The organism is Micromonospora sp. S-DT3-3-22, from assembly GCF_015354745.1.
GTDB classification, from domain to species: Bacteria; Actinomycetota; Actinomycetes; order Mycobacteriales; family Micromonosporaceae; genus Micromonospora; species Micromonospora wenchangensis.
Genome location: NZ_JACGMO010000007.1, coordinates 68,142 through 89,451 on the forward strand (window position 1 = coordinate 68,142; position 21,310 = coordinate 89,451).

Below are 21,310 nucleotides of genomic sequence, written 5' to 3' on the forward strand. Positions count from 1 at the left end.
GAGTTGTTCCGTACGCTACGTCACGACTGCGCCCCTTCCAGGACAGGAACATTGATGCGGAAGCACACGATGCGACGCTGGCTGGCCGGGTTCGCTGCGGTGGGCGCGTTCGTCACCGCCTCCACCGGCCCTGCCCTGGCCGCCCCCGCCATTCCCGGCGCTTCTCCCGAGGTGGTCGCGGCGGCAGGGTTCGACATCGTCGCCGACAGCATCACCCTGGCCCCGGGCGGGTCGGGCAGACGGGTGTCCCTCGTCTGGCGGGGCGATCAGCCCCCGCTTGAGCACACCGTCACCGTGGACTACAGCGCCGTCGATGCCTTCGCCGACGTGCGCGATCCGCTGGGCTCGGCCTGCACCCGCGAGAGCACCGTCCTGACCTGCTCGGCCATCGACAGCGAGAGCCATGACCTGCTCCTGATTCCGGTGCTGCCACGCGCGGGTGCCAAGGTGGGTCAGAATGGCAAGATCCGCTTTACCGTGACCAGCTCCAGGTTCGGTACGAGCAGCACCACCTCGACCGTCACCATCGGCGAGGGGGTCGATCTGGTGGCGGGTCCCGCGGTGACGCTGACCGGTGGTCCCGGTGCCACGGTGCCGGTGGGGCTGTCGGTCGGCAACCAGGGGCAGGAGACCGCCCAGGGCGCGGTGCTCCTCGTGTCGGCCATGTACGGTCTCACCCCGTCGAAGCGCTACCAGAACTGCCGTTACGGCAGCAAGGGCGGCCTGAACCACTGGACGCCGAACCTGTTCGTCTGCACCTTCGACGACGAGATCGCGCCGGGCCGGGTGTTCCGGGTCGGTGGCGGTTTCGGTGTCACCGTGCCCGGCGACGTCTCGGCACCGAACATCCAGACCGGCACCGCCACCTGGTTGACCCCGCAGGACTGGGCGGACGAGCGGCCCAAGTACACGCTCGACCAGCAGGGCACCGGCGGTGTGCTGCGGCTGGAGCCGACCGGTGGGAAGCTGCCCGTCGGCGCGTCCCGGGCACCGCAGACCGACGTCAAGCCGGCCGACAACGAAACGCCCGTCGAGTTGACCGTCACCGGCGACCAGCGGGCCGACCTGGCCGCCGACGAGGTGCGCATCACCGCCAAGGTGGGCGAGACCGTGCCGGTCACAATCGGTTACACCAACCGGGGGCCGGCCTCGTCGTCCAATGGCGGCCGTGACTTCTACACCATCATCGAGATGACCGTGCCGAAGGGTGTCACCGCCGTCAAGGTGCCCAAGAACTGCCTCGACGCCGACATCCAGGACGAGGAGGGCGGCCGGCCGGGTGCCCGCGCGTACTCCTGCTACCAGTACGACCTCATCCACAAGGGCGGAAAGGTCGCCCTGCCGTTCTCGTTCCGCATCGATCGGGCGGGCACCCTGACGGGCAAGGTCGAGCTGAGCAACGGCCCGGTGGGCGCGAAGGATCTCGACCCGAGCAACGACACCGCGAAGATCCTGGTGAACCCCACCTCGGGTGGTCAGGGCGGCGACGACGGCTCGTTGCCGATCACCGGCTCTCCGACCGGCCTGCTGGTCACCGTCGGTGGCCTGCTGCTGGTGGCCGGGATCGTTAGCTACCTGGCGGCCCGGCGTCTCCGGTCGCGCTTCGTGGCCTGACCCGGGACAGCTTCGTGGCCCGACCCGGGCGCATCGGGGCCCGACCCGGGCACCCCGTGGCCTGAACCGGGGCGTCCGGGGGTGAGATCACGGTCGAAGGGGCGCGTGCCGCGACCGGCGGTTCGTGGGCTCGGTATGGTGTGTGGCCGTGGACACAGGTGAGAAGACGCGGGTGGTCGCCGAGACGGTCGCGCTGAACCCGCTCGACCCCAAGGATCTGCTCCAGACCTTCGGGCTGATCGGCGTGTGGGTGATCCTCTTCGCCGAGACCGGTCTGCTGGTGGGGTTCTTCTTCCCCGGTGACTCACTGCTCTTCCTGGCCGGGGTCGCCGCCTCGCCGGTGGCCGACGCGATCTTCGGCGACGGCACCCGGCTCTCGCTGGCCGGGCTGCTGATCGGCGGGCCGATCTGCGCGATCGTCGGGGCCCAGCTCGGGCACTGGCTCGGTGCCAGGTACGGCCGGCGGATGTTCGACCGCCCCAACTCCCGCCTCTTCAAGAAGGAGTACGTGGAGAAGGCGGAGTTCTACTTCCAGAAGTTCGGCCCGGCCAAGGCCGTCGTGCTGGCCCGGTTCATTCCGATCGTGCGGACGTTCCTCAACCCGGTGGCCGGTGTGCTCGGCATGCCGGCGAAGCAGTTCTTCCTCTGGAACGTCGTCGGCGCGATCCTCTGGGTGGACGGCATCCTGCTGATCGGCTACCTGCTCGCCGACCAGATCTACAACGCCATCGGCGACAAGATCGACAGGTACATCCTGCCGGTCGTCGCGCTGATCATCCTGCTCTCGGTATTGCCGATCTTCTTCGAGTTCCTCCGCGACCGCCGGGCGCGTCGGCGCGGTGAGGCCGTCGCCGTGATCACCGCCGCGACCGCGGTCGGCACGGTGGAGGCCGTCCGGGACGCCGTCGAGCACCACCATCACGACCAGCCCCGGCAGCCGCACCCCGGGCAGCCCTCCGGCGGCGAGCAGCCGTACGGCCAGCAGCCCGGCCACGACCAGCGGTTCCCGCCGCAGACGTACGGGCAGCGCCCGCCGCAGGACGGTGGGCGGTACCCGGAACACGGTCCGGGCCACTGACCGGCGGACGACCAACGGCCGGCCCTCGGGGAGAGGACCGGCCGTTGCGTACGCGTACGCCACCGCGGGCACGGTGGTGGATCAGCGAACTGACCGGTGACGGACAGCCGTCACCACCCGATGACGCCACCCCTGGTCCGTCATCGGACGTCGCCCCTGGACGGGACGAACGGGTTCAGTCAGCGGGCCTTCTTGGTGGCCCGCTTGCGCGGCGGCGTGAGGAGGTCGGCGATCGTGGCGATCGCCGACGGCACCAGCCGGTAGTAGGCCCACACACCACGCTTCTCCCGCTCCAGCAAGCCGGCCTCGGTGAGGATGCGGAGGTGGTGGCTGACCGTCGGCTGCGAGAGGCCGAGCGGCGCGGTGAGGTCACACACGCACGCTTCGCCCTCGGGCGCCGACTGGATCAGGCTGAGCAGCCGCAGCCGGGCGGGGTCGGCGAGGGCCTTGAGGACCCCCGCCAGCCGCTCGGCGTCGGCACGTTCGATCGGCTCGCCGGCAAGCGGCGAGATCTGAGGCATGGTCATTTCAGCCAACGCAGTTCCCACGTATTCCATCCTTCCACCAGCAGCATCGATCCGCCTGCATATCAGCAGATCCGAATCGGCAAATTTTTACGCCACAAGGCCGAGGTCAGCCAACGTATAGGCCGCCCGATACGGCAGTCCGGCGGCGCGTACCACGTCGCTGGCGCCACGGTCGACGATCACCGCCACGCCCACGACCTCCGCCCCGGCCTCGCGTAGAGCTTCGACGGCCGTCAACACGCTGCCGCCCGTCGTCGAGGTGTCCTCCACCGCCAGTACCCGCCGGCCGGCCACCTCAGGACCCTCGATCCGCCGTTGGAGACCGTGCGCCTTGCCGGCCTTGCGGACGACGAAGGCGTCCAGGGGTCGATCGGTCTCTGCGGCGGCGTGCAACATCGAGATGCCGATCGGATCGGCACCCAGGGTCAACCCACCGACCGCGTCGTAATTCCAGTCGGCGGTCAGCTCCCGCATCACCCGACCGACCAGGGGAGCGGCCCGGTGATGGAGAGTCACGCGACGCAGATCGACGTACCACTCCGCCTCCCGCCCCGAGGAGAGCACGACCCGGCCATGGACCACAGCCAGGTCAGTGATGAATTTACGCAGGTCGTCGTGGTCCCCCATGGCGATAGAGGGTACTGCGCAAGTCTGTGGGTCGTGTGTGCGGCCCACCCGGATCGACCACGCGGGCGCTCGATGACTGGCGATGGACGGCTACGCTGCGCGACCGCACCGGCAGAGTTGCGCTGCCACGCCGGGTCACCGGCGCGTCGACCTGCACCGCGTGCCGTTCACTGCCCCGCCGGGTCGACCTGCCCGCGCCGGTCCCGGAAGGCGCCGCGCAGCAGCCGGCGCGGCACGTGCCGCAGACTCGCCACGGCCAGCTTGTACTTCCAGTCGGGAACGCTCACGGTCTTGCCTTTTCGCAGGTCACGCAGGGCTTCGGCGACCACGTCGTCGGCCTTGAGCCAGATCCACCGCGGCATGCCGGACATGTCGATGCCGGTGCGTTCGTGGTAGCCGGTGCGGGTGTAGCCAGGGCAGAGCGCCATCACGTGCACCCCTGCCGCGCGGGTCGACTGCCCGATCGATTCGCTGAAACTGGTGACCCATGCCTTGCTGGCCGGATAGGTGGAGCCCGGCATCACCGGGCCGAAGCCGGCGACCGAAGAGACATTTATCACTGTCCCATTACCGCGCCTCGTCATGGGTCCGAGTGCCGCGTGGGTCAGGCGTAGCACCGCGTGCACGTTCAACCGGAGCAACCGCGTCTCGTCGGCGACGGTGGACCGCAGAAACGGCTGGTTCAGGCTCGATCCGGCATTGTTGACCAGCAGGTCCACCGGGTCACCGGTAGCCAGTCGCCGTTCCACCCGGGCGCAACCGTCGTCGGTGGACAGATCGGCGGAGACGACCTCCGTCCGGTTGCCGTACCGGCCGGTCAGCTCGGCGGCGGTGGCGTCGAGCCTCGCGGCGTCCCGAGCCACCAGGACCAGGTCCCAACCCTCGGCGGCGAGCTGCCGGGCGAACGCCGCGCCGATGCCGGCGGTGGCACCGGTGATCAACGCGCACCGGCCGGGCGTCGTTCGGTCGACGGTCACGGTTGCTCCTCGGGGCCGGGCTCCGGCGGCAGCGCGGACACCGGGGACGGATAGGGCGCGGCGGTGAACGAGGAGGGCCCGTACCCGGGTCGCGCCGGCCGCCGACCGGTGAACCAGGTGTTCGCCGGCCGCAGGGCCAGCAGCACGGCCACCACGAGGTAGCCGAGGGCCTGGGCCACCGAGACGCCCGCGTTCACCGGCACCCACCACGAGGGGTAGGCGTCGTCGAGGGTGGTGAAGAGGTCGGCCACCCCCTGGTCGCCGCTGCCCAGCCGCAGCGGCCTGACCCGCTGGCCGACCAGCACGACCAGGGCGCACCCTCCGGCGAGCAGGCCCAGCCCGCAGACCACCCAGACGCCGACCCGGGCCGCCCGACGCCGGGCGAGCAGTCCACCGGCGAGGCCGACCAGCAGCAGCGCCACCAGCACCGTCCACACCGCCGCGCCGACCGTGCTGATCCGCAGCAGCCGGACCACCCCGTCGACGTCACCCGGGTCGGCGGCGGTGCCGGCGACGGCGCCCCGGAACCGGTCGATCGTGCCGCCCAGGGCGAGCAGGCTGGTGACGGCGTAGACCCCGGCGGCGAGCGCCATCAGCCCGAGCAGCGCCGCCGCCACGGTGACGACCGGCGGGCGGCGGTCCGGCACCTGATCCGGGTACGACACGACGATTCCCTCCGGTAGGCGTCGGTGTGCAACCTACTCGGAGGGAATCGTCGGTGTCGCTGTTACGCGCCCGTCAACTGCCGGCGGGCCGCTGCGGGTCGTCCGGGCCGCTGCCTCCGGTGGGCCGGTCGGTTTCCCCGCCCGACGGCGGCGACCAGGACGGGCCGTCGGACGACTGCGGCTGGTCCGGCACGCCGGGGGTGGCCGACGACGGGCCGGGCTGGCCCGGAGCCGACGACGGGCCGGGGGCACCGGGCTGGCCGGGCGCACCGGGCTGCAGGTAGTCCGGCGTCGCCGGGTAGCCGGGGGTGGGCGGGTAGCCGGGCGCGGCCGGGTAGGTGGCACCCGGGACCGGCGGCTCCCAGCCCGCCTTGGGCTTGCGGAAGAACTCGTTGGACTGCGGCAGGGCGAGCAGGATCAGCGCCGCCAGCAGGGCGAGCAGGCTGACCACCCCGAGCAGGGTGCTGACCGGGTTGTACCAGGACGGCAGCACGGCGTTCATGCTGCGTTCCAGTTCCTCGGCGCTCGGCGCGTCCCCGGAGGTGGAGCCGGTGGAGCCGCTGAACCCCGCGGCACCGTTGACCAGCCCACCGCCGACGCAGCAGACCATGATGCCGCCGACCACCCAGGTGGCGATCCGGCTGCCGTTCTTGCCCCGGTTGTTGAAGATCGCCAGGACGACGAGGGCGAGCGCGATCAGCAGCAGGACGGCGGACGCGCCTACGGCGAAGACCACGACGGCGGTGCCGAGGCCCTCGACCTCGCTCGCGGTCCCCTCGAAGGCGTCCTCGAACGCCTGGCGCAGCTTTCCGCTGATCGCGAGGGTCAGGATCAGCCCGATCAGTTGGAGCGCCGCGAAGAACATCAGCAGGTAGCTGGAGAGCGTCACCAGACCCGGACGGGTCCGGGCGGGCGTGCTGTGGGAATCGACCATGATTCTCCTTCCTAGATCACCGCACCACGGTAACGTCCGCAGTCCCGTCGCACCGGGTACGACGGAGCCGTACCCGCTGGTCGGACTGCCGAATCACCGGCCCCGGTCACGACTGGCGGACCAACCGGCGGTGTTCGGCGGTCACCACGGCGAGCAGGAGCAGGTCCACCGCGAGCCCGGTCACCGCGTCGAACTGGTTGACCGTGAAGTTGAAGATCTGCCCGAACAGCAGGTCGACCAGGAGCGCCAGCTTGAACAGCCGGAACGCGGCCCGCCGGTCGTTGCGGAGCAGAAACGCGGCGCGGATGCTCAGCACCCCGGCGACCACCGCCGAGGCGGACACCCCCAGCACCGCGCCCCACTCACCGGCCTGGTCCAACTCGCCGGTCACCCCCTCGGTGGCCACCGCCACCACCGTCGCCACCGGCTCGACGACCAGGTAGGCCACCACCAGCAGGACCACCCAGCGCTGGGCGGTCAACCGGACCAACGCGTCGCGCAGCCGGGCCACCCAGGGCTGCCAGAACCGCCGCGGCGGCGGTTCCCGGCGCGGCACCACGTCCAGCAGCGCGGACACCGCCGACTCGACCTCCGGGCCGGCACCCCGGACCAGTCGCAGGGTGGCGATCCGTCGCCGGTCGGTGAGCCCCCGGCCGACCCCGCCGACGATCACGTCCAACGCGTTCGCCACCCGTTCGCCGGAGGTCAGGCGCATCCGTTCGCGCAACGCCTGGGTGATCACCACCAGCAGGGCGAAGACGGCGTAGATGATGCCGGCGGCCGGCCGGTAGAAGTAGTCGGTGCCGGCGGTGACGAACTTGCCGACCTCGTCGATGAACAGCCCGAAGCCGATCCCGGCGAGCACCGCGCCGGTCATCCGGGCGGCCCCGCCGAGGAAGACCAGCGCGACGCCCAGGCCGACGGTCATCAGCAGGCCACCCCAGAGCACGTGCGCGATGTGCAGGCCGCCGCCGCCGAGCTGCGGGTAGCCGGTCGCCCGCAGGAACGCCCGGGTGACCAGCACCGTCGCCACCCCGGACAGCACGAACGCCTGGAGGTACGCGGCGGCGTCCACCGCACGCGGTGGCAGCCGGCGGCGCAGCGACGGTGACATCATCCCGAGGCTAGTAGCCGCGCCACTCGCTGCGGGCGTAGTCGAGCACCCTGGGCCGCAACAGGGTGGAGGCGGGCACGTCGAGGCGACCCCGGTCGGCGGGGAAGGCCGCCGCCGCCCGCAGCACCGCCGGGTCGAGGAAACGCAGCCGGGGCGCGTCGGCCGGCAGTTCCAGCGGCGGCGGGGTCCCGCCCGGGGCGGCGAGCACGAATCCCCAGTCACCGAACGACGGCACGTCGACGTGGTACGGCACGGTGGCGAAGCCCGCCTCGCGTACCGACGCCTCGATCGACCAGTACGACCGGGGCGCGAAGTACGGCGACCCGGACTGCACCACCAGCCGGGCGCCCTCGGCGAGCACCGAACGGATCAGGGCGTAGAACTCGACGGTGTAGAGCTTGGCGGTGGCCGTCTCGTCCGGGTCGGGCAGGTCGGCGACGACCACGTCGAAGCGTTCGGCGGCGGTACGCAGCCAGCCGAAGGCGTCGGTGTTGAGCACCCGGACCCGGGGGTCGTCGAGGGAGCCGCCGTTGAGCGCGCGTAGCTGCGGCTCGGAGCGGGCCAGCGCCACCACCGCCGGGTCGAGGTCGACCACGGTCACCCGGCGTACGTCCGGGTAGCGCAGGATCTCGCGGACGGCGAGGCCGTCGCCGGCACCGAGGACCAGCACCTCACCGCGCGGGCCGCGCATCGCCGGGTGCACCAGCGCCTCGTGGTAGCGGTACTCGTCGATCGAGCTGAACTGGAGGTCGCCGTTGAGGAACAGCCGCAGGTCGGTGTCGGTATGGCCGACCTCGCGTACCGACCGGGTCAGCACGATCTCCTGGTAGCGGGAGCGTTCGGCGTGCACCACCGGGTCCCGGTAGAGCTGCTGGCGGCTGGTCACCTCGAAGTCGGCGGCGGTGACCCAGGCGTACCCCAGGCAGAGGGCGACCACCACGGAGCCGGCGCCCAGCACGAGCCGGGCCCGGCGGCTCAGCTCGCCGCGGAACACCGTGCAGACCAGGGCCAGGCCGGCCACCGCGTTCACCGCGCCGACCACCAGCGCGCCCTTGAGCTGGCCGAAGACCGGGATCAGCAGGAACGGGAAGGCGAGCCCGCCGAGCAGCGCGCCGACGTAGTCGGCGGCGAACAGGTCGGCGACCGCGCTGCCGGCGGCCTGCTCGCGGATGCGTTGCAGCATCACCATCAGCAGCGGGATCTCCGCGCCGATCAGCAGGCCGAGCACGAACGCGGTGCCGACCAGCGCCGGGCCGTACAGGTCGAGCCAGGCGAACGCGGCGTAGAGGCCGAGCACGGACAGGCCGCCGAGCAGGGCCAGGGTCAGCTCGATCACCGCGAACGCGGCGGCGGCCCGGGGCTGCAACGGCTTGGCGACCAGCGCGCCGACGCCCATCGCGAAGACCATCACGCCGAGCACGATCGACGCCTGCCCGACCGTGTCGCCGATCAGGTAGCTGCCGAGCGCGACCAGGGCCAGCTCGTACACCAGGCCGCAGGCGGCGCAGACGAAGACCGCGACCAGCACCGCCGCGCGGGCCCACCGCCAGTGCGGCCGGGCCGCCGGGCCGCCGTCGACCGCCGTCGGCACCTCGGTGGTCACGGCGTTCCCCGGGTACGCCCGGCCGGGGCCGCCGCGCGCTGCCGGCCGCGCTGCACGAACCCGACGGTGAGCAGCAGCGCGGCGACCAGCAGCAGACCGGCGGCGGCGAGCAGCGAACCCCAGCGGTCCCGCCAGAAGTCGCTGCCGGCGTCCGGCAGCGGAGCCGCCGTCGCGCCGGGGTCGGCGGTCGGGGTGGGGGCCGGCGAGGCGACGCCGGCCTCGGCCACCAGCAGCGGCAACGCCACGGCGGCCCGGCAGATCGCCCAGCCCGGGTCGTCGACGAACACGTCCTCTTCCAGGCCGAACCGGGTCAGCCCGGCCTGCACCGAGGCCAGGTCGGCGGGGGCGAGGTCGGGCGAGCCGACCACGGTGACGTACGCCGAGTCGCTGCTCTCGCTGCTCTCCGCGGTGTAGGTGATCCGGGCGCGGGCCTCGACCCAGCGCGGGCAGCGGGCGTCCTCGCTCACCGCGACGCCGTCGCCGAGGTTGGAGCCGACGCTGACCGTCGAGTCGTACGACTTCTCCAGCCGCCAGCCGTAGCAGATGCCCTGGCTGGTGGCGGCCTGGGCGAGGAGCGGCACGGTGTCGGCCCGTTCGTCGGCCGCCGGGGCGGGGACGGCCGTGCCGCCGGAGTCCCGGTTGAAGATGCTGCTTCCCACGCAGCAGAGCACGAACAGGCCGAGGATGAGCCAGACGACCCAGGTGCCCGTGTTCTGCTTCGCCTTCGCCGGCTGCTTCGCCGTGGTCATCAGCTGATGGCGGCGGCGATGATCGCGCCGGTGGCGAGGTGCACCACCGCCGACACCCAGACCGCCGGGTGCGGCTGCGGGTCGACCAGCAGCGTGCCCAGCTTGCCCGGGGTCAGCGCGTCGAGCAGCACGAACGCCAACGCCATGATGACCAGCCCGACGATCCCGTACGCGGCGGCACCGACCAGGCCGAGGACGAAGTCGTCCTCGCTGGCGGCGATCGCGGCCACCACGATGATGCCGACGCCGGCCAGGTTCGAGGTGAGCAGCAGCGCGGCGTTACGGTTGCGTTCGGTCCAGATCAGCTCGTGGAGCTTGCCCGGGGTGGCCACGTCGACCAGCACGTAGCCGACGGCCATCAGGACGACACCGACCACCCCGTAGGCGAGGGTGACCAGCAGGTCGGTGACCAGGTTCTGCACAGCGTGCTCCAGGGGTTCGTTCGGTCGGGATCGGTGCGCGTCACTTGCCGGAGCCGGGGCCGCCACCGCGTACCGTGCTGCCCCGCCCCCAGCCCCAGTGGTTGCCCACCGTCGAGTGGTACCGCGGGTAGGCGGTGCGCATCCGTTCCAGCAGGATCACCGAGCCGGCGGCGATCGGCAGGATCACCAGCGAGTCGTCGTCGTAGCGCAGGTAGACGCCGCTGCCGTCGACGTACTGGTCGGCCGGCTTCCAGGCGTCGGTGACGTCCTTGGCCACCTGGCTCGGGGTCCGGTTCGAGGTGTACGCGACGGCGTCCCGCCCGATGTCCCGGCTCGCCGCCCGGGTGTAGCGGTCCTCGATGTAGCCCCGGGGCGAGAAGTTGCCGTAGAAGATCGCGAAGGCGGCGACCAGCGCGCCGACGACCGCGAAGGCCACCCCCACCACGAACCAGCGTCGGTAGGTCACGGTGTCTCCTTCGTTCGCGACTGCGGGGCTCGCAGAACCGGCTCACTCCTCACGCTCACGGTGTCTCCTCAGTTCGCGACTGCGGGGCTCGCAAAACCGGCTCACTCCTCACGCTCACGGTGTCTCCTCAGTTCGCGACTGCGGGGCTCGCAGAACCGGCTGTGGGGTGCGCGGGAGCGTCACCACCGTCTCGGTCAGGACCAGTTCGTTGGTCTGGGGGTACGCGTGCCAGGTGCGCCAGCCCACCGTCCCGTCCGGCGCGTCGGGGCGTACGGCCAGCGCGGTGACCGCGTCCGGGTCCCCGGGAAAGACCCCGACCAGGGCGTACGGGTCGTCGGTCAGCTCGACGCGGAGCGCGGCGATCCGGGTGTGCAACTCCCCCTCGGCGGGACGCAGCACGGTGGCGGTGAACCGGTAGCCGCCCGCCTCGTCGTGCAGGTCGCCGGGCAGGTGCGGGGGCCTTCCGGGCAGGCAGGCGACCGTCTCGACCAGCCCGTCCGCCCCGCCGGGCCGGTCGGGGGCGGTCGCGTCGGCACCGGCCGGGACGGTGAGGACGACCTGGTGGGACGCGCCGAGCAGGCGCAGCCGCAGCCGGACGTCGCCGGGCAGGGTCAGGTCACGGATGTGCAGGGCGGGGCGTTCCGGTCCACCGAGCGCCAGGCTCAGGTCGGCGGCGCAGGTGTCGACGTACGGGGTGTCCAGGCTGACCAGCACGATCAGGACCCCATCGGGCCAGCCTGCGGGTACACCATCACGTCCGCGCGGTGCAGCCGCTCGCCCCGGCCCACCTCCCAGCCGGCCTCCCCGTACGCCTCGAAGGAGAGCCGCTCGCCGCCCTGGCCCCGGTAGTCCTGGTAGCGGACGGTGCCGTACGGGTCGAGGCCGGTGCTGCCGGTGGCCGAGTAGCGGGCCTGGCCGGACTCCTCCCAGGAGTAGCGGCGGCCGGCGAAGTCGAGGGTGGGCGCGCCCGGGGTGATCGTCGCGGCCGGCTCGGCCGTCCAGAGGACCAGTTCCAGGTCCGGGTCCTCCTCGACGGAGAGCCAGCGCTTGTCACCCTCGACGGTGTCCAGCAGGTGTTCGGCCCAGCTCCAGCCGCCCTCGACCAGGTGCACCGAGCCGCGGACCGCGTACGAGACGCCGCGGATCTCGACGATGTCGCCGGGCTTGAGCTTGCGGGGGTCACCGCGCAGGGCGTCGGAGTCGGTGTCGCGGAACGGGTCCTTCGCGGGCGTCGGGCGGTTCGGCTTCCGACTCCGGCTGAGGGCCACCGCCGCCACCACGATCCCGGCGACCCCGATCAGACATCCCAACGTCGCCACGACGTACGCGACCGGACCGTTCACCCCGACCACCTCCCCAAGTGCATCGGCGGAGACGGTAACAACCCCGCGCACCCCGCGCACCTGGGGAAACTCAGCGAATTCTGAGTGAGCGGTCAGTTACCGAGAGTTCTCGTCGGGGTGCGGGCCGGCCAACCGGTCGGCCGCGTACCCGCGCAGGGTGGTGGCACCCATCGTGCAGCCGGTGAAGGTGGTGAACTCGCCGTCGTCGTCGCCGAGTGCTGTCCAGGCCGCCCGGGCCGCCGCCGGGTCGACCCGTTCCAGCAGCGTCGCCGCGTACGCCCGCCCGGCCGGCGACCCGTGCCGCAGCAGCCAGTCGACCTGCTCGCGGGCCTGCCGGGGGCGCTGCGCGAACGCCTCCTCGACCCGCCGGTACGCCTCGGTCGCCGGCAGCAGCGTGCCGGCGAACCCCACCCCGCCGAAGGCGACGGTGTCCGCCCCGGCGAGTTCCCGCACGGCGGCGTCCAGCTCCGGATCGCCACTCTTCTTCCGCATCCCGAACATGCCCCCTTCCTTTCCCCGCCCCGGCACTGACCACCCACCCCACCCCCGCCCAACCCACCGCGCCCCCGCACTCAGCCCCCGCCCAACCGCAGTGATCAAGAGGTTTACGCCACCGGAGAGCGCTCCCGGTGACGTAAACCTCTTGATCACCGGGGCGGTCGGCAGGGAGGGGAGAGGGGGCGGTGGAGGGGCCGACCCCGCCGGGGTGGCGGGGTCGGCCCGGTGGGTGCGGGGGTCAGGCGGCGGTGACCGCCAGGCCGTCCTTGTTGTCGGACAGGTCGACCCGTACCGTGTCGCCGTCCCGGACCACGCCGCCCAGCAGAGCCTTGGCGAGCTGGTCGCCGATGGCCGACTGGACCAGGCGGCGCAGCGGCCGGGCGCCGTAGATCGGGTCGTACCCGTGCTCGGCGAGCCAGGTCCGGGCGGCTTCGCTGACGTCCAGCGCCAGCCGGCGGTCGGCGAGCCGGCGACGCAGCCGGTCGAGCTGGATGTCGACGATCGACCGCAGGTCGTCCCCGCGCAGCGCGGCGAAGACCACGATGTCGTCGAGCCGGTTGAGGAACTCCGGCTTGAAGTGCGAACGGACCACGGCGAGCACCCCTTCGCGGCGCTGCTCGTCGGCGAGCGTCAGATCGCTGATCACCGACGAACCCAGGTTGGAGGTCAGGATCAGGATCGCGTTGCGGAAGTCGACCGTACGACCCTGACCGTCGGTGAGCCGGCCGTCGTCGAGCACCTGGAGCAGGATGTCGAAGACGTCCGGGTGGGCCTTCTCCACCTCGTCCAGCAGGATCACCGAGTACGGCCGGCGGCGCACCGCCTCGGTGAGCTGCCCGCCCTCCTCGTAGCCGACGTAGCCGGGCGGGGCACCGACCAGGCGGGCGACGGAGTGCTTCTCGCCGTACTCGCTCATGTCGATGCGGACCATGGCCCGCTCGTCGTCGAAGAGGAACTCGGCCAGCGCCTTGGCCAGCTCGGTCTTGCCGACGCCGGTCGGGCCGAGGAAGAGGAAGCTGCCGGTGGGGCGGTCCGGGTCGGCGACGCCGGCCCGCGCCCGGCGTACCGCGTCGGAGACGGCGCCCACGGCCTCGGCCTGGCCGACCACCCGGCCACCCAGCGACTCCTCCATCCGCAGCAGCTTGGCGGTCTCGCCCTCCAGGAGCCGACCGGCCGGGATGCCGGTCCAGGAGGCGACGACGGCGGCGATGTCGTCCGCGCCGACCTCCTCCTTGAGCATCGCGCCGTCGGCCTGGAGCCGGGCCAGTTCCTGCTCCGCCGTCGCCAGGTCGGCCTTGAGCGCCGGGATCCGGCCGTAGCGCAGCTCGGCGGCGCGTTCCAGCTCGCCGTCGCGTTCGGCCCGCTCGGCCTCGCCGCCCAGGCGTTCCAGCTCCTCCTTGGCGGTGGAGAGCTTGGTGATGTGGCTCTTCTCGGTCTGCCAGCGCTCGGACAGCGCGGTGAGCTGTTCCCGCTTGTCGGCCAGCTCCTTGCGCAGCCGGTCCAGCCGCTCGGCGGAGGCGGCGTCCGGCTCCTTGGCCAGCGCCATCTCCTCGATCTCCAGCCGGCGTACCGCCCGCTCGATCTCGTCCACCTCGACCGGCCGGGAGTCGATCTCCATCCGGAGCCGGGACGCGGACTCGTCGACCAGGTCGATCGCCTTGTCCGGCAGGAACCGGTCGGTGATGTAGCGGTCGGACAGCGACGCGGCGGCGACCAGGGCGGCGTCGGTGATCCGGACGCCGTGGTGCACCTCGTAGCGCTCCTTGAGGCCGCGCAGGATGCCGATGGTGTCCTCGATGGTCGGCTCACCGACCAGCACCGGCTGGAACCGGCGCTCCAGGGCCGGGTCCTTCTCGATGTGCTCGCGGTACTCGTCGAGGGTGGTCGCGCCGACCATCCGCAGCTCACCCCGGGCGAGCATCGGCTTGAGCATGTTGCCGGCGTCCATCGAGCCCTCGCCCTTGCCCGCGCCGACCACGGTGTGCAGCTCGTCGAGGAACGTGATGACCTGCCCGTTCGAGTTCTTGATCTCCTCCAGGACGGACTTGAGCCGCTCCTCGAACTGGCCCCGGTACTGCGCACCGGCGACCATCGCGCCGAGGTCGAGCGAGACCAGCTTCTTGTCCCGCAGCGACTCCGGTACGTCGCCGGCCACGATCCGCTGGGCCAGGCCCTCGACGATCGCGGTCTTGCCGACGCCGGGCTCGCCGATCAGCACCGGGTTGTTCTTGGTACGTCGGGAGAGCACCTGGATCACCCGACGGATCTCGGAATCCCGCCCGATCACCGGGTCGATCTTGCCGTCCCGGGCGCTGGCGGTGAGGTCGACGCCGTACTTGGCCAGCGCCTGGTAGGTCTGCTCCGGGTCGGCGGTGGTGACCCGCCGGTCGCCGCCGCGCACCGTCGGGAACGCGGCGACCAGGTTCTCCTCGGTGGCCCCGGCGGACTTCAGCGCGTTGGACACCGCGCCACCCACCCGGGCCAGGCCGGCGAGCAGGTGCTCGGTGGAGGTGTACTCGTCGCCGAGCGGCCGGGCGATCTGCTCGGCGGCACCGATGGCGTTGACGAACTCGCGGGCGAGGGTGGGCTCGGCGATGCTGGACCCACGCGCGGCGGGCAGCGCGTCGACCGAGCGTTGGGCGACCCGGCGCAGCTCGGCGGGGTCGGCACCCACGGCGCGCAGCAGGCCGGCGGCGGTGGAGCCGTCGGTGTCGAGCAGGGCCAGCAGCAGGTGCCAGGGTTCCACGGTGGCGTGACCACGCTGGTTGGCCAGCGCGACCGCACCGGTGATGGTTTCGCGGCTCTTGGTGGTGAGTCGTTCGGTGTTCATGGGCTCCCCCGGGATCGGCGTGTCCACTAGTAAGAGACACCACCAGAGTTGAGCCTATTCCGCTCAACTCTGCCAACGTGGCGTGGGTCACACTGCCGACCGGTCGGGGTGGGCTGAGGTGGGATCAACGGGGCAGGCGGGTGGCGTTCGGTGGCCGGCGGGGCAGGCGGGAGGTGCACGGGGTTTCATGGTCGGCCCGGAGCACACACCGGCGGCCGGTCTCCAGTCGGTTGTCGCAGAAGACGCGGTGGCGTAGCCCCTGGTCATCCTCGGCGGAGACGGTGGTCTCGCCGGGGTCGACGTGAGCGAGGAAGGCCAGCGAGCGGGCCGCCGTCCGGGCGAGCATCTTGGCCCGCGCCAGATCCGCAGCGACCACCGGCAGGTGTACGACATACCGCCCGGTCACGCCTCCTCACCCGTCCGACCCGGCTCACGCCACCCCGGGCGGGCCGAAGCAGTATCGGCCCAATGGCGGTATAGCGATGGCTCGGACACCGCAATATCGCCCCACCTGAGTTGACCAAGGTCGAGCTTCGACGGTGGGTGCGGCGACTCGTACGCCATGGCGCTCCTTCGCTGGACAGTTCGGTGTCGCGGTGCTGGAAGGGCAGCCCGGCCGCGCTGTCGGCTCGGCCGGACTGCCCGCCCTGCCGTCGCAGCCCACTTCGGCAGTACGACGACAGGGCCGCTTTCGCATGGACGCCACCGACGAGGTCCATGTCGATCTCAGGGCTGGCACGACTGACGCATCTTCTGGCCCAGTCGTGCCAGCCCACGGATGCCAACCGGAGGCCGGTTTGCCTACCAGGCTTTCCACTGAAGGCCCCGCCGAAGCAACATACAATGCAAACCATTGGAAGGCAATCACTCGCCATGCAAAGCACGCGAAGTCTTGGCGGGTCATGTGCTGCCATGAGAGGATCTTGGGGCCTACCAGGAGTTGCCGCCATGCCCCGAGTTTCCGACCGTCAGCGCATTGCCCAGGACATCCGCGACAAGATCGCCTCCGGCGAGTATTCGCCAGGCGACAAGTTGCCATCCCTGCGTGAGTTGATCGCGCACTACGAGGTTTCCGCCGAGCCCGTGCGCTCCGCACTGCTGATCCTTCAGGCGGAGGGCCTCATCGAAGGTCATCAGGGCAAGGGAACCTACGTCACACCGCGCAGAACCACCCCTTGATCCCGCAGCGCGGGTCGCGGTTACCGACCGGCGAGCCGGCGACCACAGCCGGTGCCGGGCCGTAGAACGCTCGCGAGCAGGGCAGACATCCGTCGGGCCGAGGTGGAGGACAGGGTATAGCCTCTCGTCCGTGCGAGTACGTGTCGAACAGACCGCCCTACCGGGAATCGGCGTCCGTCATGACCTGATGACGGAGTCCGGCCGCCGGCTCGGGGTGGTTTCCCACCGCAATGGCCGCCGCGACCTGGTCCTCTACGACCCGGACGATCCCGACTCCTGTCAGCACGACATCCCGCTGACCGACGACGAGGCCGAGGCGCTGGCCGACATCCTCGGCGCGTCGCTGATGCTGGGTCAGCTCTCCGGCCTGCGCGAGCAGGCGGCCGGGCTGCTCACCGAGCAGATCGCCATCCCGGCCGGGTCGAAGTACGTCAACAAGCGGCTCGGTGACACCAAGGCACGTACCCGGACCAGCGCCTCGATCGTGGCGGTGCTCCGGCAGGGCGAGGTCAACGTCTCGCCCGATCCCACCTTCCGCTTCGCGGCCGGTGACGTGGTGGTCGTGGTCGGCACCCGGCAGGGTCTCGACGGGGTGACCGCCATCCTCGCCGACAGTGACCCGGACGGCTGAGGCGGATGCACGAAACCACAACTCTACTGGTCGAGGTCGGCGCTCTCCTCCTGCTGCTCGGGCTGCTCGGTCGGCTCAGCCGCCGGTTCGGCGTCTCCCCCATCCCGCTCTACCTGCTCGCCGGCCTCGCCTTCGGCCACGGCGGTCTGCTGCCGCTGGCCGCGAGCGAGGAGTTCTTCGCCGTCGGCGCCGAGATCGGCGTCATCCTGCTGCTGGTCATGCTCGGCCTGGAATACAGCGCCAACGAGCTGGTCGGCAACCTGCGCTCGGCGGCCCCGGCCGGCCTGATCGACGCGGTCCTCAACGCCCTGCCCGGGTTCGGCTTCGCGCTGCTGCTCGGTTGGGGCTGGGTGGCGGCCGTGGTACTCGGCGGCATCACCTGGATCTCGTCCTCCGGGGTGATCGCCAAGGTGCTCGGCGACCTCGGCCGGGTCGGTAACCGGGAAACCCCGGTCATCCTCTCCGTGCTGGTCATCGAGGATCTGGCGATGGCGCTCTACCTGCCGCTGGTGACCGCGCTGCTGGCCGGCGTGGGCCTGGTCAAGGGTGGGATGGCGCTGGGCATCGCGGTGCTCACCGTGGTGGTCGTGCTGGTCGTCGCCATCCGCTTCGGTCACCTGATCTCCGCGGCCCTGTCGGCGAAGGACCCGGAGGCGCTGCTGCTCGGGGTGCTCGGCCTGACCCTGCTGGTGGCCGGGATCGCCGCCCGGCTCCAGGTCTCCGCCGCCGTCGGGGCGTTCCTGGTCGGCATCGCCCTGTCCGGGCCGGTGGCGCACCACGCCACCGAGCTGCTCTCCCCGCTGCGGGACCTGTTCGCCGCCGTCTTCTTCGTCTTCTTCGGCCTGGTCACCGACCCCCGGGACATGCCGCCGGTGCTGCTGCCCGCGTTGCTGCTGGCCGTGGTCACCATGGGGACGAAGCTGGTCACCGGCTACCTGGCGGCCCGGCGGGCCGGGATCGCCGAGCCCGGTCGTTGGCGGGCCGGTTTCGCCCTGATGCCCCGTGGTGAGTTCTCCATCGTCATCGCCGGTCTCGCGGTCGCCGCCGGCACCGTCGAACCCCGGTTGGCGGCGCTCGCCACGGCGTACGTGCTGATCACCGTGGTCACCGGCCCGATGCTCGCCCGGTTGCCCGACATGCCCTGGTTCAAGCAGCGGCTCCGGCGGAGGATCGCCGCCCGTCAGCCCCGACCGGTACCCGCCACGGACTGAGTTTCACCTGGCCAGGTCGACCGCACGGGTCGGCCTGGCCGGGGCATCCGTTGCCGAATTGCTTCCCGGCAGGTCTTCCGCCGGCCGGGGGCGGCGGCTAGCGTTGCGCCCCAGCAGGCCAGGGGCTCGCGGGCGGGACGGAGGCATCCCGCGGGCGTGAGCGGGAAGGTTGCCGGTGAGCGCGCACGGTCCGACGTTCCGCGGCTTCGCCAACCCCGTCGATCCGTCACCGGCGGAGTTGCGGGCCTGGGCGTACCAACCCGACTCGGTGCCGTTGACCTCGCTGCCGCAGGACTGGGACCTGCTGGTGGCGGGCGACCACCTGGTGCTCACCCTCTTCGAGCTGGCCCGGGACCCGGCCTGTCCGGCCCGCCGCTTCGCCCTGCACTGCCTCTACATCTACGCCGCCGACGGCATCCGGACGAAGTTCCGCGCCCATCCCCGGCGTCGGTTCCGCAAGCTGGTGGAGCAGGCCGAGCGCGACGGCGACGAGTTGGTGCGCAACTGGGCGCACAACAGCCGGATGCTGCTGGCCCGGCAGGAACTCTTCACCTACCACGACTGGTGCGAGGGCGGCCTGGTCCGGGACAACCGTCGCCTCGGCTGACGTCACGGTCCGCGCCGGACCCGCCCGGACGGCGAACGGGCCGGGACCCCCCGTGGGTCCCGGCCCGCACGTCGGCGGATCGTCAGCGCTGCGATCCGCCCTGCTCACGGCGTTTCGCCTCGGTCTGCTCCCGGTCCTTCCCGGGGGTGGGCCGATCGGCGAACCTGCCGTCCTTCACCGTGTCGGAGAACTTGCCCTCGGTGACCCGGTCGAACTTCTCCCGGACGTTCTCGGCCACCCGGTCGAGCCGTTCCTCCGCCTGCCGGGCCACCTTCTTCGCCGATTCCGCCACGGTTCCCCCCACCCTCGGAGTCCGGATTGGTCCGCTTACGCCTGATTCACAGGTTAACGGGACACCCCTCCCCACGGCGGGGGAATGCGTAATCCCCGCAGGGAATTCGCACTAGATACGCCAAATAGCGGCATCCCGTCGAGGGGACACCGCTATTCGCGGCCAGAAGTGTTGATCATGCCGGGCCGGCCCCGAACGGTGCGGCGGAACGCCGGGGGTCAGCGCCCGGGGGCACGGCGGGGACGCCACACCACCAGCGCCGTCGAGGTGCGGTTCGTCGGCACCAGGTCGCCCCGGGAGAAGCCGCTGGCCAACGTCTCCAGCTCGGCGATCCGCCGGTACGCGGCGTCCAGCTCCGCCTCCAGCCGGGCCACCCGCTGCTGGGCCTCCTCCACCAGGCGTTCCAGCCCGATGATCCGCTTCACGCCGGCCAGGTTGACGCCCTCGTCCTGGCTGAGCCGCTGCACCTCGCGCAGCAGGACGACGTCCCGCACGCTGTAGCGTCGACCGCCACCGGCCGCCCGGCCGGCCTGCACCAGGCCGAGCCGGTCGTACTGGCGCAGCGTCTGCGGGTGCATTCCCGCCATCCGTGCCGCAACCGAGATCATCAGCACCTTGGCCTCGTAGGCAGGGTCACCCGAACCGACGAACCCGTCCGACATCCCACTCACCTCCGCACCCGTCCACCGGTCAACCGACCCGACGCACCCGCGCGTCGAGATGTTCCCGGGCCGCCGGCGGCGTCGCCCCGGCGAACGACTCCAGCGCCGCCCGCGCCTCGTCCGACACCGTCGCCGGCACCACCACGTCCAGCGTGACCAGCAGGTCACCGGCCCGCCCGTCCCGTCGTACGACACCCTTGCCCCGGGCCCGCAGCACCCGCCCGGACGGGGTGCCCGGGGGGACCCGCAGGGTCACCGCGCCGTCCAGCGTGGGCACCCGCAGGTCGGTGCCGAGCACCGCCTCGGCGAAGGTGATCGGCACGGCCAGCGTCAGGTCGTCACCGGTACGCCCGAACAGGTCGTCCGGCCGGACCTTCACCTGCACGAACAGGTCGCCCGCCGGCCCACCGCGCTGCCCCGGCTCGCCCCGCCCGGCCAGCCTGATCCGCTGGCCGTCCGCCACCCCGGCGGGGAACCGGACGTTGAGCGTGCGGGTCTTGGTGACCCCGCCGGTGCCCTGGCACTCGGGACACTTCTCCTCGACGACCGTCCCGACACCCTGGCAGTTGCGGCACGGCTCGGAGAAGCTGAACGACCCCTGGTCCCGGGTGGTCACCCCGGCGCCGTGGCAGACCGGGCAGGCGGTCGGCTGGGTGCCCGGCTTCGCGCCGTTGCCGTGGCAGGTGTCGCACACCCCCGGCGCGCGCAACGTCAACGGCAGGGTGACACCCCGGACGGCGTCGCCGAAGTCGAGCGCGACCTCGGCCTCCACGTCCCGGCCCCGGGCCGGGCCACGCGCCCGGGTCGGGCCGGCGCCACCGCCACCGCCACCGGAGAAGATCGAACTGAACAGGTCGGTGAAGCCGCCGCCACCGAACCGGCTGTCCCCGCCGCCACCGCCGCCGAACAGGTCGGAGACGTCGAACGGGGCCCCGCCGGGCTGACCCGCGCCGCGCGCGCCCCGACGAAACGCGCCCGAGCCGAACAGCGAGCGCATCTCGTCGTACTCGCGGCGCTTGGCGTCGTCGCCGAGCACCGCGTACGCCTCGGAGACGGCCTTGAACCGCTCCTCGGCCTTCGGGTCACCGGGGTTGTGGTCCGGGTGCGACTCCCGGGCCAGTTTCCGGTACGACTTCTTGATCTCGTCCGAGGAGGCGGACTTCTCCACGCCCAACGTGGCGTAGAAGTCCTTCTCGATCCAGTCCTTGGAACTCACCGGTCCACCCCCTTCCGTGAGATGTGGCCCGGTCGCCCCGCCCACCGTTGCGGGCGGGCGGGGCG

General features: G+C 71.9%; 24 protein-coding genes. 6 read left to right on the forward strand and 18 right to left on the reverse strand.

Features of this window, described 5'->3' with window-relative positions; all coding sequences use genetic code 11:
- Nucleotides 1-3 precede the first annotated feature (3 nt).
- Complete coding sequence (locus H1A17_RS03410; RefSeq protein ID WP_194821039.1) at nucleotides 4-1,614, forward strand: cell wall anchor protein; 1,611 nt, start codon at nucleotides 4-6, stop codon at nucleotides 1,612-1,614.
- 142 nt (nucleotides 1,615-1,756) lie between these two features.
- Nucleotides 1,757-2,692: a VTT domain-containing protein gene (locus H1A17_RS03415; RefSeq protein ID WP_194821040.1), complete on the forward strand. Its 936-nt coding sequence runs from the start codon at nucleotides 1,757-1,759 to the stop codon at nucleotides 2,690-2,692.
- Between the two features lie 179 nt (nucleotides 2,693-2,871).
- On the opposite strand, the gene H1A17_RS03420 is transcribed toward H1A17_RS03415, so the two are convergent.
- The 15 genes from H1A17_RS03420 to H1A17_RS03490 form a co-directional block, all read right to left on the reverse strand.
- Complete coding sequence (locus tag H1A17_RS03420; protein ID WP_007454255.1) at nucleotides 2,872-3,249, reverse strand: helix-turn-helix transcriptional regulator; 378 nt, start codon at nucleotides 3,247-3,249, stop codon at nucleotides 2,872-2,874.
- A gap of 57 nt (nucleotides 3,250-3,306) precedes the next feature.
- Nucleotides 3,307-3,846 (reverse strand): orotate phosphoribosyltransferase, encoded by a 540-nt coding sequence (gene pyrE, locus H1A17_RS03425; protein ID WP_088641922.1) that lies wholly within the window; start codon nucleotides 3,844-3,846, stop codon nucleotides 3,307-3,309.
- Nucleotides 3,847-4,013: 167 nt separating this feature from the next.
- Nucleotides 4,014-4,823 carry an SDR family oxidoreductase gene (locus H1A17_RS03430; protein ID WP_145917290.1) on the reverse strand — a complete coding sequence of 270 codons (810 nt, stop codon included), beginning with the start codon at nucleotides 4,821-4,823 and terminating at the stop codon, nucleotides 4,014-4,016.
- Nucleotides 4,820-5,488 carry a hypothetical protein gene (locus H1A17_RS03435; RefSeq protein WP_145917289.1) on the reverse strand — a complete coding sequence of 223 codons (669 nt, stop codon included), beginning with the start codon at nucleotides 5,486-5,488 and terminating at the stop codon, nucleotides 4,820-4,822. Before H1A17_RS03435 ends, H1A17_RS03430 begins: the two co-directional genes overlap by 4 nt.
- Before the next feature lie 73 nt (nucleotides 5,489-5,561).
- On the reverse strand, nucleotides 5,562-6,422 hold the full coding sequence (locus H1A17_RS03440) for a hypothetical protein (protein ID WP_228542843.1): 861 nt from the start codon (nucleotides 6,420-6,422) through the stop codon (nucleotides 5,562-5,564).
- A gap of 106 nt (nucleotides 6,423-6,528) precedes the next feature.
- Entirely contained in the window at nucleotides 6,529-7,512 is a 984-nt protein-coding gene (locus H1A17_RS03445) for a hypothetical protein (protein WP_168222603.1), read from the reverse strand.
- Between the two features lie 34 nt (nucleotides 7,513-7,546).
- A complete protein-coding gene (locus H1A17_RS03450; RefSeq protein WP_145917287.1) occupies nucleotides 7,547-9,139 on the reverse strand; it encodes a polyamine aminopropyltransferase in 1,593 nt (530 codons plus the stop codon).
- A complete protein-coding gene (locus H1A17_RS03455) occupies nucleotides 9,136-9,888 on the reverse strand; it encodes a hypothetical protein (RefSeq protein WP_228542844.1) in 753 nt (250 codons plus the stop codon). The genes H1A17_RS03450 and H1A17_RS03455 overlap by 4 nt, the downstream gene beginning before the upstream one ends.
- Complete coding sequence (locus H1A17_RS03460; RefSeq protein WP_145917286.1) at nucleotides 9,888-10,310, reverse strand: DUF350 domain-containing protein; 423 nt, start codon at nucleotides 10,308-10,310, stop codon at nucleotides 9,888-9,890. The genes H1A17_RS03455 and H1A17_RS03460 overlap by 1 nt, the downstream gene beginning before the upstream one ends.
- A 40-nt stretch (nucleotides 10,311-10,350) precedes the next feature.
- The gene (locus H1A17_RS03465) at nucleotides 10,351-10,776 is read right to left on the reverse strand and encodes a DUF4247 domain-containing protein (protein ID WP_145917285.1); all 426 of its coding nucleotides are present in this window, start codon (nucleotides 10,774-10,776) and stop codon (nucleotides 10,351-10,353) included.
- A gap of 114 nt (nucleotides 10,777-10,890) precedes the next feature.
- A complete protein-coding gene (locus tag H1A17_RS03470; protein WP_145917284.1) occupies nucleotides 10,891-11,490 on the reverse strand; it encodes a DUF2617 family protein in 600 nt (199 codons plus the stop codon).
- Nucleotides 11,491-11,492: 2 nt separating this feature from the next.
- A complete protein-coding gene (locus tag H1A17_RS03475) occupies nucleotides 11,493-12,119 on the reverse strand; it encodes a DUF4178 domain-containing protein (RefSeq protein ID WP_194821041.1) in 627 nt (208 codons plus the stop codon).
- A gap of 96 nt (nucleotides 12,120-12,215) precedes the next feature.
- Complete coding sequence (locus H1A17_RS03480; protein WP_145917282.1) at nucleotides 12,216-12,620, reverse strand: hypothetical protein; 405 nt, start codon at nucleotides 12,618-12,620, stop codon at nucleotides 12,216-12,218.
- 235 nt (nucleotides 12,621-12,855) lie between these two features.
- Nucleotides 12,856-15,447 carry an ATP-dependent chaperone ClpB gene (gene clpB, locus H1A17_RS03485; RefSeq protein ID WP_194821042.1) on the reverse strand — a complete coding sequence of 864 codons (2,592 nt, stop codon included), beginning with the start codon at nucleotides 15,445-15,447 and terminating at the stop codon, nucleotides 12,856-12,858.
- A 124-nt stretch (nucleotides 15,448-15,571) separates the two neighbouring features.
- Entirely contained in the window at nucleotides 15,572-15,853 is a 282-nt protein-coding gene (locus H1A17_RS03490; RefSeq protein ID WP_194821043.1) for a hypothetical protein, read from the reverse strand.
- 542 nt (nucleotides 15,854-16,395) lie between these two features.
- Between H1A17_RS03490 and H1A17_RS03495 the strand changes: the two genes are divergently transcribed.
- The 4 genes from H1A17_RS03495 to H1A17_RS03510 all read left to right on the forward strand — a co-directional run bounded on the left by H1A17_RS03495 (nucleotide 16,396) and on the right by H1A17_RS03510 (nucleotide 19,075).
- Nucleotides 16,396-16,626 (forward strand): winged helix-turn-helix domain-containing protein, encoded by a 231-nt coding sequence (locus H1A17_RS03495; RefSeq protein ID WP_145917279.1) that lies wholly within the window; start codon nucleotides 16,396-16,398, stop codon nucleotides 16,624-16,626.
- Nucleotides 16,627-16,756: 130 nt separating this feature from the next.
- Nucleotides 16,757-17,257: a cation:proton antiporter regulatory subunit gene (locus H1A17_RS03500; protein ID WP_088641912.1), complete on the forward strand. Its 501-nt coding sequence runs from the start codon at nucleotides 16,757-16,759 to the stop codon at nucleotides 17,255-17,257.
- A gap of 5 nt (nucleotides 17,258-17,262) precedes the next feature.
- A complete protein-coding gene (locus H1A17_RS03505) occupies nucleotides 17,263-18,468 on the forward strand; it encodes a cation:proton antiporter (RefSeq protein ID WP_145917278.1) in 1,206 nt (401 codons plus the stop codon).
- Nucleotides 18,469-18,643: 175 nt separating this feature from the next.
- Nucleotides 18,644-19,075 carry a hypothetical protein gene (locus tag H1A17_RS03510; protein ID WP_145917277.1) on the forward strand — a complete coding sequence of 144 codons (432 nt, stop codon included), beginning with the start codon at nucleotides 18,644-18,646 and terminating at the stop codon, nucleotides 19,073-19,075.
- A gap of 82 nt (nucleotides 19,076-19,157) precedes the next feature.
- Here the strand turns inward: H1A17_RS03510 and H1A17_RS03515 are convergent, their stop codons facing one another.
- The 3 genes from H1A17_RS03515 to dnaJ form a co-directional block, all read right to left on the reverse strand.
- Nucleotides 19,158-19,367 (reverse strand): hypothetical protein, encoded by a 210-nt coding sequence (locus H1A17_RS03515; RefSeq protein WP_145917276.1) that lies wholly within the window; start codon nucleotides 19,365-19,367, stop codon nucleotides 19,158-19,160.
- A 218-nt stretch (nucleotides 19,368-19,585) separates the two neighbouring features.
- Nucleotides 19,586-20,029 (reverse strand): heat shock protein transcriptional repressor HspR, encoded by a 444-nt coding sequence (locus tag H1A17_RS03520; RefSeq protein WP_145917275.1) that lies wholly within the window; start codon nucleotides 20,027-20,029, stop codon nucleotides 19,586-19,588.
- A 28-nt stretch (nucleotides 20,030-20,057) separates the two neighbouring features.
- Nucleotides 20,058-21,245 (reverse strand): molecular chaperone DnaJ, encoded by a 1,188-nt coding sequence (gene dnaJ / locus H1A17_RS03525; protein WP_145917274.1) that lies wholly within the window; start codon nucleotides 21,243-21,245, stop codon nucleotides 20,058-20,060.
- Nucleotides 21,246-21,310 lie beyond the last annotated feature (65 nt).